Here is a 14426-nt window from a genome sequence, read left to right as displayed (position 1 = left end):
CGGACTGTTCGCCTATGCTCCTGAGTCCGCCCTACGGCCAGAACGCGCGGATACCGGCCACACCCTGGGCGCCAGCCTGCCAGGCGCGCTCGATATCGGCCGGACCTACACCGCCCAGCAGATAAGCCGGCAGATTGAAATGGGTCAGCATCTCGCGCGCGGCTTCCCAGCCCAGCGGCTGCGCTTCGGGATGAGTCGCGGTCGCCTGCACCGGCGACAGGGTGACGAAGTCCACGCCCATCTGCATGGCCAGCGTCAGCTCCTCGGCACTGTGGCAGGACGCAGCCAACCAGCGATCCTCAGGGAACGGGCGGCCACCAGCGGCGTACTTGCGCAGCTGCTCGGCGGTCAGGTGCCAGCCGGCCGCAGGAAAATCCCCCAGCCACTCCAGCGGCCCTTTGAGCATCAGCTGCGCCTTGCCGGCACACAGGCCCTGCACATCGACAGCCAGGTCGCGGTATTGCGGGTCGAACATGTTCGGCGCACGCAGTTGAATCAGTCGCACGCCCTGCGCCAGGGCGCTGCGGATGCCGGCGAGCAGCTCACTCGGCGGCTGGCCATCCGGGGTGATCAGGTAGCGATCAGGCAGGCGCGCGGCGGCGACTATGGGTTTGTTCGCGGCAGGAAATTCGTACTCCAGCAATTGCCGCTCGCTGACCCAGGCCAATGGTTGGCCTTCCGCGCCATGCGGCTCGCCACTGAAGGCCGAGACTTCCCAGACGTCCAGCAACACCTGCTTGTCCGGGTAGTCGTGGCGAATCTGGATCAGCGGGCGCGCAGCCTGCGGACGAATGCCCAGTTCCTCCTCCAGCTCGCGATCGAGGGCGGCGCGCACGGCCTCGCCCTCCTCCACCTTGCCGCCGGGAAATTCCCACAGACCGCCCTGGTGCTTGTCCTGCGGGCGCCTGGCGATCAGGATGCGTCCATCGGCACCCCGAATCACCGCTGCTGCGACATGAACGCGTTTCACCCCTTTACCTCCTGCAATGCCGCCTGATACCAGCGTTGGAATGCCGGCCAGCGATAGATGGTTTCGACATAGGCCGCTGCCGCTGTCGGCAGCGCCACATGATAAGCGCGCAGACGCGCGGCGACCGGTGCATAGAAGGCATCGGCAATGCTGGCCTGACCGAACAGATAGTTGCCGGTGCTGGCGAAACGCTCGCGGCAGCCGGCCCAGATCGCGCAAATGCGATCGATATCGGCCTGCGCCGCGTCCGGTAGCTCGAGCAACGCCTTGTCTCGCGCCAGGTCCATCGGCAGGTGGCTACGCAGAGCGCCGAAGCCGCTGTGCATCTCCGCACAGACGCTACGCGCCAAGGCACGGGCCTGACGATCCTGCGGCCACAGCTGCGCCTCGGGATAGCACTCGGCCAGATACTCGGCTATCGCCAGGGAATCCCACACCGGCCCGTGCTCGGTCAGCAGAACCGGCACCTTGCCGGTGGGCGAATGACGCAGCAGTTGCGCACGGCTGTCGGGCTGGTACAGGCGCACCAGCACCTCTTCGCATTCCACGCCAGCCAGCTCGACCGCCAGAGCGGCGCGCAACGACCAGGAGGAATAGTTCTTGTCGCCAATCACCAGTTTCAGAGCCATCTCGCGCATCCTCGGGAATGAAGTCGCTCGACGTTAAAAGCCTGCCCCCCGAATAGCAAATTCCCGCGCGTCATGGGGGCATGAGGCGCGGGAATACGGACGAGCAGGACGCGATCAGGTGCGGTATTCGGCGTTGATCTTGACGTACTCGTGGGACAGGTCGGTGGTCCAGATGGTCTCGCTGCAGCTGCCACGGCCAAGTTCGATGCGAATGGTGATTTCCTCACGGGCCATCACCGCCGCGCCCTGTTCTTCGGTGTAGGTGGTCGCGCGGCAGCCCTTGCTGGCGATGCAGACCTCGCCGAGGAACACGTCGATCTTGCTCACATCCAGCTGCGCTACCCCGGCATAGCCCACGGCAGCCAGGATACGTCCCCAGTTCGGATCGGAGGCGAACAGCGCGGTCTTGATCAGCGGTGAATGGGCCACGGCGTAGGCCACGTCCAGGCACTCCTGATGCGTGCCACCGCCGTTGACCTGTACGGTAACGAATTTGGTCGCGCCCTCGCCGTCGCGGACGATGGCCTGCGCCACCTCCATGAATACCTCGAACACGGCCTGCTTGAGCTTGGCGAACAACTCACCGGAAGCCTCGGTGATTTCCGCCAACGCAGCCTGGCCGGTAGCGATCAGCATGCAGCAGTCATTGGTGGAGGTGTCACCATCGATGGTGATGCGGTTGAACGACTTGTTCGCCGCGTCGCGCACCAGATCCTGCAACACGCCCTGGGCCACCTTGGCGTCGGTGGCGATGTAGCCGAGCATGGTGGCCATGTTCGGGCGGATCATGCCGGCGCCCTTGGAGATGCCGGTGACGGTGATGGTCACGCCATCGTGCTGGAACTGCCGGCTGGCGCCCTTGGGCAGGGTGTCGGTGGTCATGATGCCGGTGGCCGCTGCTTCCCAGTTGTCGGCCTTGAGATCATCCAGCGCCGCCTGCAGCGCGGACTCGATCTTCTCGACCGGCAGCGGCTCGCCGATCACACCGGTGGAGAACGGCAGCACGGCGTTTTCGCTCACACCGGTCAACTCGGCCAGCCGCGCACAGGCACGGCGCGCACGGGCCAGACCATCGGCGCCGGTGCCGGCATTGGCATTGCCAGTGTTGGTCAGCAGGTAACGCACTTCACCACCCAGACGCTCGCGAGTGACCAGCACAGGGGCCGCGCAGAAGGCGTTGGTGGTGGTCACACCGGCGATGCGCGAACCTTCTGCGCAACGCATCACCACCACATCCTTGCGCCCGGGACGCTTGATACCGGCCGAGGCGATGCCCAGCTCGAAACCAGGAACCGGGTGCAGGGTAGACAGCGGGCCAAGACCAACAGCCATAAGGTGAGCTCCTTGTGAGACATTGCCGACCGCCAGGCGGTCTGGAAGATGGTAAAACGCCGCGAGCGGCAAAGCCGTCGCGGCGTCATCGAGGGCGCAGGCAGCATAGCCGAAGCCCTCTCTACTGCAAGCGCCTTCAGCGGCGCGCTACTGCCATGATCAGCCGATCTGACCGTGGCAGTGCTTGTACTTCTTGCCCGACCCGCAAGGGCAGGGCTCGTTGCGGCCGACCTTCTGCTCGGCGCGTACCGGTGCTGCGGCCACGGCGACGTCGCCCTCTTCGCCATTGCTCTGTTCAGCGGCCAGGGCCGAAGCATCGGCGTGCTGGAACTGCAGACGCTCGGCCATGGCTTCGGCTTCGCGACGCAGTCGGGCTTCTTCTTCGGCCGGGTCTTCGCGACGCACCTGAACGTGGCTGAGCACGCGGATGGCGTCGCGCTTGATCGACTCCAGCAGTTCCTGGAACAGGGCGAAGGACTCGCGCTTGTATTCCTGCTTCGGGTTCTTCTGTGCATAACCGCGCAGGTGGATGCCGTGACGCAGGTGGTCCATGGTCGACAGGTGGTCTTTCCACAGGTCGTCCAGCACGCGCAGCAGAATCTGCTTCTCGAAGGTACGCAGGGCCTCGGCGCTGGCCTGGGTTTCCTTCTCGTTGTACGCGCTCAGCAGCTCGGCAAGGATGCGCTCACGCAGGGTTTCCTCGTACAGCTTGTCGTCTTCGTCCAGCCACTGCTGGATCGGCAGCTTGATGCCGAAGTCGCTTTGCAGCGTCGACTCCAGGCCCGACACGTCCCACTGTTCTGGCATCGACTGCGGCGGAATATGGTTGTTGACCGCTGCGGTCAGCACCTCCTCGCGGAACTCGGCGATGGTGTCGCCAACGCTCTCGGCGGCCAGCAGGCTGTTGCGCATGTGGTAGATCACCTTGCGCTGCTCGTTGGCCACATCGTCGAATTCGAGCAGTTGCTTGCGCATGTCGAAGTTACGCCCTTCGACCTTGCGCTGAGCCTTCTCGATGGCGTTGGTGACCATGCGGTGCTCGATGGCCTCGCCGGACTGCATGCCGAGGGCCTTCATGAAGTTCTTCACCCGATCCGAGGCGAAGATACGCATCAGGTTGTCTTCCAGCGACAGGTAGAAGCGGCTGGAACCCGGATCGCCCTGACGGCCGGCACGACCGCGCAGCTGGTTGTCGATACGGCGCGATTCGTGGCGCTCGGAGGCGATCACGTGCAGGCCACCCGCTTCGATCACCTGCTGGTGACGCTTCTGCCACTCACCCTTGATCTGCGCAATCTGCTCGTCGGTGGGGTTTTCCAGCGCCGCGACTTCCACTTCCCAGTTGCCACCGAGGAGGATGTCGGTACCACGACCGGCCATGTTGGTGGCGATGGTCAGCGCCCCCGGACGACCGGCCTGGGCGATGATCTCGGCTTCCTTGTCGTGGAACTTGGCGTTGAGCACCTTGTGCTCGATGCCTTCCTTGTCCAGCAACTGGCTGACGTACTCGGACGTTTCGATGGTGGCGGTGCCGACCAGAATCGGACGCCCCTGGGCCTGGCAATCCTTGATGTCGGCGATGATCGCCTGGTACTTCTCTTCCTGGGTCAGGTAGACCAGGTCGTTGAAGTCCTTGCGCGCAACCGGCTTGTTGGTCGGGATCACCATGACGTCCAGACCATAGATCTGACGGAATTCGAACGCCTCGGTATCGGCGGTACCGGTCATGCCGGACAGCTTGTTGTAGAGGCGGAAGTAGTTCTGGAAGGTGGTCGAGGCCAGGGTCTGGCTCTCGGCCTGGATGTTCACGCCTTCCTTCGCCTCGATGGCCTGGTGCAGGCCCTCGGAGAGGCGGCGGCCCGGCATGGTACGGCCGGTGTGCTCGTCGATCAGGATCACCTGGCCGTTCTGCACGATGTACTCGACATTGCGGTTGAACAGCTTGTGCGCACGCAGGCCGGCATACACGTGGGTCAGCAGGCCGAGGTTGTGCGCGGAGTAGAGGCTTTCACCTTCGGCCAGCAGACCGGCAGTGGTGAGCATCTCCTCGACGTACTGGTGGCCGGCCTCGTTGAGTTCGACCTGGCGCGTTTTCTCGTCGACCTTGTAGTGGCCTTCCTGAGTCACCACGCCTTCCTCTTCCTCGATGTGCTGCTTGAGGCGCGGGATCAGCTTGTTGATCTCGATGTACAGCTTGGAGCTGTCTTCGGCCTGACCGGAGATGATCAGCGGGGTACGGGCTTCGTCGATGAGGATGGAGTCGACTTCGTCGATCACGGCAAAATTCAGCTCACGCTGGAACTTGTCTTCCAGGCTGAAGGCCATGTTGTCGCGCAGGTAGTCGAAACCGAATTCGTTGTTGGTGCCGTAGGTGATGTCGGCGGCGTAAGCGGCGCGCTTCTCTTCCGGCGGCTGGAAGGGGGTGACGATGCCAACGGACAGGCCGAGGAACTCGTACAGCGGACGCATCCAGTTGGCGTCGCGGCGGGCCAGGTACTCGTTGACCGTGACCACGTGCACGCCCTTGCCGGACAGTGCGTTGAGATAGACCGCCAGGGTACCTACGAGCGTCTTGCCCTCACCGGTACGCATCTCGGCGATCTTGCCTTCGTGCAGGGTCATGCCGCCGATCAACTGCACATCGAAGTGGCGCATGCCCATCACACGCTTGCCGGCCTCACGGGCCACGGCGAAGGCTTCGGGAAGCAGCTTGTCGAGGGTTTCGCCCTGAGCCAGACGGCCCTTGAACTCTTCGGTCTTGCCGCGCAGTTGCTCGTCCGAGAGGGCGATCATCTGCTCTTCGAGGACATTGACGGACTGCACCGCCTTGAGCAAGCGTTTGACTTCACGCTCATTCTTGCTTCCGAAAAGTTTTTTAAACAGAGGCGCAAACATATCGACAGGATCTTCCGGCGAATGGATGGAGGTCGGCGCAAATCGCGACCTGGCAGCCAGCATGGCTGCGGGCGAAGGGGGCATTCTACCCGGAAAACCCAGGGAGGAAAGTGACGTTGTCAGCCCGTTGCTGCCGTGTGATGGCGCAGGCCACGCATCCCCGGTCAGCCAGGGGCGCGGCGTGACACCTTATATGGGGATGAATGCTGGCAATTCAAGTCCAGCCAGCGACCCGGACTTACTCGACGCCGTTGGCGCGCGCGATATAAAGAGCGGGATTGACCTGTCGGCCATCCTTGCTGACTTCGAAATGCACGTGATAACCGGTGGAGCGACCGCTGCGACCGACCTTGGCGATGACCTGGCCGCGCTGCACCAGATCACCGATCTGCACGGTGTTGCTCTGATTGTGAGCGTAGAGCGTCACGTAGCCATCGGCGTGGCTGATTTCCACGGTATTACCGTAGCCATTCTTCCTGCCGGAAAAGGTCACTACGCCAGCAGCAACCGAAACCACGTCACTGCCGGGCTTGGCTGCGAAATCGATGCCCTTGTGGACACTGCTGCGGCCGGTCAGCGGATGCACACGACGGCCGAAGGGTGACGACACATAACCGTGCAAGACCGGGCGACCGGACAGGGTTTCGGCTTCGTTCAGACGGCGCTCGCCAAGCAGTTGCTCCAGCACTTCCAACTGCTGTTCACGACTCTCCACGCGCAGGGCCAGATCATCCAGCGTATTCATGAAAGGTGGAGGTGCATAGGCCGAGGCACCTAGCGCATCCTCCGCACCGCCCTGTCCGACACTGAGGGAGAAGTCGAACTCACCGGCGTCCAGCTCCGCCAGCTCAGTGAGACGCTCACCGAGCGCATCGAGACGGGTGAGGCGCGCCTGCAAATCCGCCACGTGCACGGCGAATGCGTCGAGCTGACGCTGAGCGTCCAGGCGCACGGCGCCGACCTGCTCACGCTGCTGGTCGAGCGCTTCGACCAGCGAAGTGTCGACCACCGGTTCGGCGATCAACCACTTGGCGCCCATTGCAGCACCGGCGGCAAGGCTCAGGACCAGCAGCAGGACAACCGACAGCAGCAACCAGCGCAGGTCCAGATGGATCGTTCGCGCCGAACCGTGACGGCTATTTAGCAAGATGATATGCATGACTTCCCCCTTTCGCAGAACACAGGCCGGCAGCACGCTCTGCTACCATGACGGTTCTGCAACCTAAGGCTTCCTGCCATGACGTTTCGTCCCTTGCCGGCCCAGGCACCCGCTAAGCTGTTACGCGAAGCCAAGCCCCTGAAAGCGCTGTTCGGTCAGGCGCAACGCCTTACCCACCTGCAGCGTCTTGTCGATGGCCAGCTGCAGCCTGCCGCCCGGGAACACTGTCATGTAGCGTCCTGGCGCGACGGCTGTTTGCTATTGATAGTGACCGATGGCCACTGGGCAACACGCCTGCGTTATCAGCAAAGAAGACTGCAACGACAACTACAGGCACTCGAAGAGTTCGAGACCTTAACGAAAATCCTCTTCAAGGTGCAACCTCAAGGCGGCCAGAATCGTGGAACCGGTCGCACCTTGCACTTGTCGAATAGCGCCGCGCAAAGCATCCAGGCAACAGCCGAAGGTATCAGCGACCCCAGGCTGCGCGCGGCACTTGAGCGCCTGGCCAGCCATACGCTGAAAGACCAATAAGCCCCCGCTCCGCTCGTCGGTAAAGTTCGCTTCGGCGCGCATGCCAGATAAATGGCGCCAGATTTCCTCACAGCAAAAACCACTCCACTGAACGACCAACCATAAAAAAGGCCACCCGAAGGTGGCCTCAATTGAAGCTGGAAAGAGAGTGCGTTTACACCGCCGCAACCGGACGCATGTAAGAGATCGGTGCGAGCTTGGCGTCCTCGAAGGTCACCATTTCCCAGGCATCGGTCTGTTCGATCAACGTACGCAGCAAACGATTGTTCAGCGCGTGACCCGACTTGAAGCCCTTGAACTCGCCGATCAGGCTGTTGCCCAGCAGGTACAGGTCGCCGATGGCATCGAGAATCTTGTGTTTGACGAATTCGTCCTCGTAACGCAGGCCGTCTTCGTTGAGCACGCGATATTCGTCGACCACGATGGCGTTTTCCACACTGCCACCGAGCGCCAGGTTCTGCGAACGCAGGAACTCGATGTCACGCATGAAGCCGAAGGTGCGGGCCCGGCTGACTTCCTTGACGAAAGACGTGCTGGAGAAATCCACACTGGCGCTCTGCGTGCGATTGCGGAACACGGGGTGATCGAAGTCGATCTCGAAGCTCACCTTGAAACCGTCGAAAGGCACGAAGGTGGCGCGCTTGTCGCCCTCCTCCACCGTCACCTCACGCAGGATGCGGATGAACTTCTTCGGCGCGTCCTGCTCCTGCAGGCCGGCGGATTGAATCAGGAATACAAAGGGACCCGCACTGCCATCCATGATCGGCACTTCGGACGCGGAGAGCTCGACGTAGGCGTTATCGATGCCCAGGCCTGCCATGGCCGAAAGCAGGTGCTCTACCGTATCCACCTTGACATCACCATTGATCAACGTAGTCGACATGGTGGTTTCACCGACATTCCCGGCCAGCGCGCGGATTTCCACGACAGGATCGAGGTCGGTACGACGAAACACGATACCGGTGTCCACCGGAGCCGGCTTCAGGGTCAGGTAAACCTTTTCCCCCGAATGCAGGCCAACGCCGGTGGCACGGATGATGTTCTTCAGGGTGCGTTGTCTGATCATGGCTTGGCCGCTATATCGCTAGTTGCGAACTGTTTTCAACAATGGTCGGGAATGATAGCAGAACCGACCTTTGCTGAACACCAATCACCCATATACTCCTGATAAATTCCATCAATCAGCCTGGCGACGCAGGAAAGCCGGAATATCCAGGTAATCGAGGTCATCCTGGGTATTGAGCTTGGCTGCAGTGGCCGCACCGCCATGGCTCTGGCGCTGCACGGTGGGACGCTCATAGTCCTTGTAGTTGACCGACTGCTCGCTGCGCGGCTGCGCGGCAGGCTGCTGGGCAACCGGCTGGCTGACGGCGACCTGAACGGTGTTGTCGACCACCTTCACCGGCTTCTCCATGCGCGCGCCGAGACCGGTAGCGACCACGGTGACGTGCAGTTCGTCGCGCATGTCGGCGTCGATCACGGTGCCAACCTTGACGGTGGCGTGCTCGGAAGCGAACTGTTCGATGATGTTACCCACGTCGGAGTACTCACCCAGCGACAGGTCCGGACCGGCAGTGATGTTCACCAGGATGCCGCGCGCGCCCTGCAGGTTGACGTCTTCCAGCAGCGGGTTGCGGATCGCCGCCTCGGTCGCTTCACGCGCACGGTTCGGACCGCTGGCGCAGCCGGTGCCCATCATGGCCATGCCCATTTCGCTCATCACGGTCTTCACGTCGGCGAAGTCGACGTTGATCATGCCCGGACGCTTGATGATGTCGGAGATACCGCGTACCGCACCCGCCAGCACGTCGTCAGCCTTGGCGAAGGCGGACAGCAGGCTGGCGTCCTTGCCGAGGATGGTCAGCAGTTTTTCGTTGGGGATGGTGATCAGCGAGTCGACGCTCTCGGACAGCGCGCGGATGCCTTCATCGGCAATGACCATGCGCTTCTTGCCCTCGAACGGGAACGGACGGGTGACCACGGCCACGGTGAGAATGCCCAGTTCCTTGGCCACCTCGGCAATCACCGGCGCAGCGCCGGTACCGGTACCACCCCCCATGCCGGTGGTGATGAACACCATGTCGGTGCCGGCAAGCACTTCGGCGATGCGCTCGCGATCTTCCAGCGCGGCCTGACGACCGACCTCCGGATTGGCACCAGCACCCAGCCCCTTGGTCACGCCCGGGCCGAGTTGCAGAACGGTACGTGCGCCGATGTTCTTCAGCGCCTGCGCATCGGTATTGGCGCAGATGAACTCGACGCCCTCGATGTTGCTGATCGCCATGTGATTGACTGCGTTGCCGCCGCCACCACCGACACCTATTACTTTGATAACCGCGCTTTGCGGAATGTTATCTACTAGTTCGAACATGATCCCTCTCCTTCCTTTCTAGTTGTAACGCCTACTGCAAATTTAGAAATTGCCTTGCACCCAACGCTTGATGCGTTCGAGTACCGGGGTTTTGCTTTCGTCCTGGTAAGGACTGCCCACCGACATGGAAATGCCGTCGTTCTGCTTTTGCAGCCCGTACAACAGCAAGCCCACACCGGTGGAATAAATCGGGTTGCGCACCACGTCGCCCATGCCCTTGACGCTGTGCGGCACACCGAGCCGCACCGGCATATGGAAGATTTCCTCGGCCAGCTCGACCGCGCCTTCCATCTTCGCCGTGCCGCCGGTCATGACGATGCCGGCCGGGATCAGGTCTTCGTAGCCGCTGCGACGCAGCTCGGCCTGCACCAGGGTGAACAGCTCGTCGTAACGCGGCTCGACGACTTCGGCCAGGGACTGACGCGAGAGGTCGCGCGGCGGACGGTCACCGACGCTGGGCACCTTGATGGTTTCGCCAGCACCGGCCAGTTTGGCCAGGGCGCAGGCGTAGCGAATCTTGATTTCCTCGGCGTACTGGGTCGGCGTGCGCAGGGCCATGGCGATGTCGTTGGTGACCTGGTCACCGGCAATCGGGATCACCGCGGTATGGCGAATGGCGCCTTCGGTGAAGATGGCGATATCGGTGGTGCCGCCGCCGATGTCCACCAGGCACACGCCCAGTTCCTTCTCGTCCTCGGTCAGCACCGAGTAAGCCGAAGCCAGCTGCTCGAGGATGATGTCGTCGACTTCCAGGCCGCAGCGGCGCACGCACTTCTCGATGTTCTGCGCAGCGTTCACGGCGCAGGTCACCACGTGCACCTTGGCCTCCAGGCGTACGCCGGACATGCCCAGTGGCTCGCGCACGCCTTCCTGATTGTCGATCACGTAGTCCTGCGCCAGGGTGTGCAGCACGCGCTGGTCCGCCGGGATCGCCACGGCCTGCGCGGCGTCGAGCACGCGCTCGATGTCGGCCGGGCTGACTTCGCGATCACGGATGGCTACGATGCCGTGGCTGTTCAGGCTGCGGATGTGATTGCCGGCCACACCGACGAACGCCGAGTGAATGCGGCAGCCAGCCATCAGCTGCGCCTCTTCCACGGCACGCTGAATCGAGGCCACGGTGGATTCGATATTGACCACCACGCCCTTCTTCAGCCCGCGCGACGGATGAGTGCCGATACCGACGATTTCCAGCTGACCGTCGGCCGTCACCTCGCCCACCAGCGCCACCACCTTGGAGGTGCCGATGTCCAGGCCAACGATCATCTTGCCGCTCTGCGCGCTATTCATTTAGTCCTGCCTCTCCTCAATTCACTTTCTGCTCGGCCGTAGCCGGCTCCACCGGCTCACGCCAGGCCACGGCCAGGCCGTTGGCATAACGCAGGTCGATGCGCGCGATGTTCGCGCTTTGTTCTTTCAGCTCCCGCTCGTAGATGGCGGCGAAACGACGCATTTTTTCCACCACGTGATCACGTCCCAGCAGGATGTCGATGCGCTGGCCGCTGGCATTCTCGGTGGCCGAGAGGAACCAGCTGCCGCGCTCGCGCAACTGCAGCCCGACCACGGTGAAGCCCAGCGGCCGCAGCAGTTGGCTGAGCATCTGATACTGCTGCATCACCTTCGGCTGCGCCCGCTTCGGGCCGGACAGCTGCGGCAGATGCTGATAGTTGTCCAGCTCCTGCGGCGCGAACGCCTGACCCTGGTTGTTGAGCAGTGCCTCGTCGCCCCAACGGGCGATGGGCAGCTGTTCTTCCAGGCGCACGTCGATCTGATCCGGCCAGACGCGACGCACTTCGGCGTGGGCGATCCAGGGCATGCGCTCGAGCTCCTCGCGCATGCCACGCAGGTCAGCACTGAAGAAGCTCGCCTCGATGTACGGCGCGATCCGCCGCTGCACCGCCTGCTGACTGACATAAGCCAGATCACCCTGCACGCTGATGCGCGCAATCGGGCGGTCGGCGTACGGCAGCAGGCGCAGCGCCCCTTCGTAAGCGCCAAAGCCCAGACCGACCAGCACCAGCGGCCAGAGCAGCCGTCCAACCCAGGAGAAATCCGCCTTGGGCATGCGCAGACGCATCGGCTCCTTGGCCACCAGACGGCTGGCGCCACGCGGCGCGGGCTTGCCGCGTTGCGGAGCCCTCAGCGAGTCCTGATGACGCAGAGCGATGCTCATCGCTTAACCCCTCGCCTCGACGCTGTCAGCCAGGATCGCCAGCACCAGTTGCTGGAAATCCAGACCGGCAGCACGCGCGGCCATCGGTACCAGGCTGTGATCGGTCATGCCCGGTACGGTATTCACTTCCAACAGCCAGAACTGGCCACTGGCATCCTGCATCACGTCGGCACGCGCCCAACCCTGAGTGCCCACGGCCTCGCAGGCACGCGCGGTCAATTCCTTGAGCTCGGCTTCCTTCTCGGCGGACAGACCACAGGGAATGCGGTACTGGGTGTCATCGGCCAGGTACTTGGCGTCGTAGTCGTAGAACGTGTGTGGCGTGCCGAGCCCGATGGGCGGCAGCACCTGGCCACGCAGCACCGCGATGGTGTATTCCGGGCCGGCGATCCACTGCTCGACCAGCACCTGGCTGTCGTAGCGCGCGGCGTCCTGCCAGGCAGCGATCAGCGCCTCGACGCTGTCGACCTTGGCCATGCCGATGCTGGAACCTTCATGCGCCGGTTTGACGATCAGCGGGAAGCCCAGTTCGGTGGCAGCGGCCTCGCAGTCAGCACGCGAGGTCAGCACGGCATGGCGCGGCGTCGGCAGGCCGAGGCTGTGCCAGACCTGCTTGGTGCGCAGCTTGTCCATCGCCAGGGCGGAGGCCAGGATGCCGCTGCCGGTGTAGGGAATGCCGGCGCACTCGAGCAGGCCCTGCATGGAGCCGTCCTCGCCACCGCGACCGTGCAGCACGATAAAGGCGCGGTCGATCGTCTCGCTGACAAGGCGCTGCAGGAAATCATCACCCACGTCGATGCCGAAGGCGTCCACACCACCGGCCTGCAGGGCGCTGAGCACGGCGTTGCCGGATTTCAGCGACACCTCGCGCTCGGCGCTCTTGCCGCCGAACAGCACGGCGACGCGGCCGAAGGCCTTGGGATCGAGGGTACTGTGCAAACTCATTTCGACTCCCCTACGAACAGCGGGTGTTTGATCAGTTGCGGTGCCACTGCGCCGATATCGCCAGCGCCTTGGCACAGCAGGATGTCGCCGGCACGCAGCAGCGGTTTGAGCAGCGGCGCCAGGTCGGCACCACGCTCGACATAGATCGGGTCGAGCTGGCCACGCTGACGGATGCTGTGGCACAGCTGGCGGCTGTCGGCGCCCGGAATCGGCTCTTCGCCAGCCGGGTAGACTTCCACCAGCAGCAGCACGTTGGCTTCGCCGAGCACCTGCACGAAGTCGTCATACAGATCACGGGTGCGGCTGTAGCGGTGCGGCTGGTAGACCATCACCAGGCGACGCTCCGGCCAGCCACCACGCACGGCCTTGATCACGGCGGCCACTTCGCGCGGGTGATGACCGTAGTCGTCGACCAGCATCACGCTGCCACCGTCCACCGGCAGTTCGCCGTAGATCTGGAAGCGTCGACCAACACCCTGGAAGCCCGACAGCCCGGCTACGATGGCGGCATCGTCGATGCCCTCGTCGCTGGCGATGGCGATGGTCGCCAGGGCATTGAGGACGTTGTGGTTGCCCGGCATGTTCACCGACACGTCGAGCGGCTCGCAGTCCGGGCGCAGCACGGTGAAGTAGGTGCGCATGCCTTCCTGGCGCACGTTGATCGCACGCACGTCGGCATCTTCGGCAAAGCCATAGGTCACGGTCGGGCGGCCGACCTGCGGCAGCAGCTCGCGCACCACCGGATCGTCCACGCAGAGCACGGCCAGACCGTAGAACGGCAGGTTGTGGAGGAACTCGATGAAGGTCTTCTTCAGCTTGTTGAAGTCACCGCCGTAGGTGCTCATGTGGTCGGCGTCGATATTGGTGACCACCGAGACCATCGGCTGCAGGTGCAGGAAGCTGGCGTCGCTCTCGTCGGCTTCGGCGATCAGGAAGCGGCTGGAGCCAAGCTGGGCATTGGTGCCGGCCGCATTCAGCCGCCCACCGATGACGAAGGTCGGGTCGAGACCACCGGCGGCGAACACCGACGCCAGCAGACTGGTGGTGGTGGTCTTGCCATGGGTGCCGGCCACGGCGATGCCGTGACGGTAGCGCATCAGCTCGGCGAGCATCTCGGCACGCGGCACCACCGGGATACGCCGCTCCAGGGCGGTGGCGACTTCCGGATTGCTGGTGTTGACGGCACTGGACACCACCAGCACGTCGGCCAGTTCGGCGTTCTCGGCAGCATGACCGATGAAAATCTGCGCGCCGAAACTCTTCAGCCGCTCGGTGACGGCCGAAGCCTTGAGGTCGGAGCCGGAGACTTCGTAACCCAGGTTCAACAGCACCTCGGCGATACCGCACATGCCCACGCCGCCGATACCGACGAAATGGATGCGGCGGATACGGCGCATGCGCCGAACTTCGGCTTTGAC

The 14426-nt window shown here is 63.3% G+C and carries 12 protein-coding genes; 1 reads left to right on the top strand and 11 read right to left on the bottom strand.

Annotation, left to right across the window (positions count from 1 at the left end; all coding sequences use genetic code 11):
• Window positions 1–31: 31 nt before the first annotated feature.
• The 5 genes from ACN0X6_RS17190 to ACN0X6_RS17170 form a co-directional block, all read right to left on the bottom strand.
• Window positions 32–970: a Nudix family hydrolase gene (locus ACN0X6_RS17190; protein ID WP_417705763.1), complete on the bottom strand. Its 939-nt coding sequence runs from the start codon at window positions 968–970 to the stop codon at window positions 32–34.
• Window positions 967–1599: a glutathione S-transferase family protein gene (locus ACN0X6_RS17185; protein ID WP_417705761.1), complete on the bottom strand. Its 633-nt coding sequence runs from the start codon at window positions 1597–1599 to the stop codon at window positions 967–969. The genes ACN0X6_RS17190 and ACN0X6_RS17185 overlap by 4 nt, the downstream gene beginning before the upstream one ends.
• A gap of 114 nt (window positions 1600–1713) precedes the next feature.
• A complete protein-coding gene (gene argJ / locus ACN0X6_RS17180) occupies window positions 1714–2931 on the bottom strand; it encodes a bifunctional glutamate N-acetyltransferase/amino-acid acetyltransferase ArgJ (RefSeq protein WP_417705759.1) in 1218 nt (405 codons plus the stop codon).
• A 159-nt stretch (window positions 2932–3090) separates the two neighbouring features.
• Window positions 3091–5826 carry a preprotein translocase subunit SecA gene (gene secA / locus ACN0X6_RS17175; RefSeq protein WP_417705758.1) on the bottom strand — a complete coding sequence of 912 codons (2736 nt, stop codon included), beginning with the start codon at window positions 5824–5826 and terminating at the stop codon, window positions 3091–3093.
• Between the two features lie 238 nt (window positions 5827–6064).
• Window positions 6065–6985, bottom strand: coding sequence for a M23 family metallopeptidase (locus ACN0X6_RS17170; RefSeq protein WP_417705756.1), 921 nt, complete (start codon window positions 6983–6985; stop codon window positions 6065–6067).
• 78 nt (window positions 6986–7063) lie between these two features.
• Here ACN0X6_RS17170 and ACN0X6_RS17165 point away from each other — a divergent pair, with 78 nt between their 5' ends.
• Window positions 7064–7519: a DUF721 domain-containing protein gene (locus ACN0X6_RS17165; protein WP_417705754.1), complete on the top strand. Its 456-nt coding sequence runs from the start codon at window positions 7064–7066 to the stop codon at window positions 7517–7519.
• 154 nt (window positions 7520–7673) lie between these two features.
• On the opposite strand, the gene lpxC is transcribed toward ACN0X6_RS17165, so the two are convergent.
• The 6 genes from lpxC to murC form a co-directional block, all read right to left on the bottom strand.
• Complete coding sequence (gene lpxC, locus ACN0X6_RS17160; RefSeq protein WP_192979965.1) at window positions 7674–8585, bottom strand: UDP-3-O-acyl-N-acetylglucosamine deacetylase; 912 nt, start codon at window positions 8583–8585, stop codon at window positions 7674–7676.
• A 111-nt stretch (window positions 8586–8696) separates the two neighbouring features.
• Window positions 8697–9890 carry a cell division protein FtsZ gene (gene ftsZ / locus ACN0X6_RS17155; protein ID WP_160019516.1) on the bottom strand — a complete coding sequence of 398 codons (1194 nt, stop codon included), beginning with the start codon at window positions 9888–9890 and terminating at the stop codon, window positions 8697–8699.
• A 42-nt stretch (window positions 9891–9932) separates the two neighbouring features.
• Entirely contained in the window at window positions 9933–11180 is a 1248-nt protein-coding gene (ftsA, locus tag ACN0X6_RS17150; RefSeq protein ID WP_160019515.1) for a cell division protein FtsA, read from the bottom strand.
• Between the two features lie 16 nt (window positions 11181–11196).
• A complete protein-coding gene (locus ACN0X6_RS17145) occupies window positions 11197–12063 on the bottom strand; it encodes a cell division protein FtsQ/DivIB (protein WP_417705751.1) in 867 nt (288 codons plus the stop codon).
• A 3-nt stretch (window positions 12064–12066) separates the two neighbouring features.
• Complete coding sequence (locus ACN0X6_RS17140) at window positions 12067–13008, bottom strand: D-alanine--D-alanine ligase (protein WP_417705749.1); 942 nt, start codon at window positions 13006–13008, stop codon at window positions 12067–12069.
• A complete protein-coding gene (murC, locus tag ACN0X6_RS17135; RefSeq protein WP_417705872.1) occupies window positions 13005–14405 on the bottom strand; it encodes a UDP-N-acetylmuramate--L-alanine ligase in 1401 nt (466 codons plus the stop codon). Before murC ends, ACN0X6_RS17140 begins: the two co-directional genes overlap by 4 nt.
• Window positions 14406–14426 lie beyond the last annotated feature (21 nt).

This window comes from Pseudomonas sp. (assembly GCF_048269965.1).
GTDB lineage: Bacteria > Pseudomonadota > Gammaproteobacteria > Pseudomonadales > Pseudomonadaceae > Aquipseudomonas.
This window is presented reverse-complemented; position numbering and strand designations above follow the sequence as displayed.

Excerpts from the sequence above, each read along its gene's own strand:
- ACN0X6_RS17185 (WP_417705761.1), bottom strand. The coding sequence starts at position 1,599 with ATGGCTCTGAAACTGGTGATTGGCGACAAGAACTATTCCTCCTGGTCG.
- argJ (WP_417705759.1), bottom strand. The coding sequence starts at position 2,931 with ATGGCTGTTGGTCTTGGCCCGCTGTCTACCCTGCACCCGGTTCCTGGT.
- secA (WP_417705758.1), bottom strand. The coding sequence starts at position 5,826 with ATGTTTGCGCCTCTGTTTAAAAAACTTTTCGGAAGCAAGAATGAGCGT.
- ACN0X6_RS17170 (WP_417705756.1), bottom strand. The coding sequence starts at position 6,985 with ATGCATATCATCTTGCTAAATAGCCGTCACGGTTCGGCGCGAACGATC.
- ACN0X6_RS17165 (WP_417705754.1), top strand. The coding sequence starts at position 7,064 with ATGACGTTTCGTCCCTTGCCGGCCCAGGCACCCGCTAAGCTGTTACGC.
- lpxC (WP_192979965.1), bottom strand. The coding sequence starts at position 8,585 with ATGATCAGACAACGCACCCTGAAGAACATCATCCGTGCCACCGGCGTT.
- ftsZ (WP_160019516.1), bottom strand. The coding sequence starts at position 9,890 with ATGTTCGAACTAGTAGATAACATTCCGCAAAGCGCGGTTATCAAAGTA.
- ftsA (WP_160019515.1), bottom strand. The coding sequence starts at position 11,180 with ATGAATAGCGCGCAGAGCGGCAAGATGATCGTTGGCCTGGACATCGGC.
- ACN0X6_RS17145 (WP_417705751.1), bottom strand. The coding sequence starts at position 12,063 with ATGAGCATCGCTCTGCGTCATCAGGACTCGCTGAGGGCTCCGCAACGC.
- ACN0X6_RS17140 (WP_417705749.1), bottom strand. The coding sequence starts at position 13,008 with ATGAGTTTGCACAGTACCCTCGATCCCAAGGCCTTCGGCCGCGTCGCC.
- murC (WP_417705872.1), bottom strand. The coding sequence starts at position 14,405 with ATGCGCCGTATCCGCCGCATCCATTTCGTCGGTATCGGCGGCGTGGGC.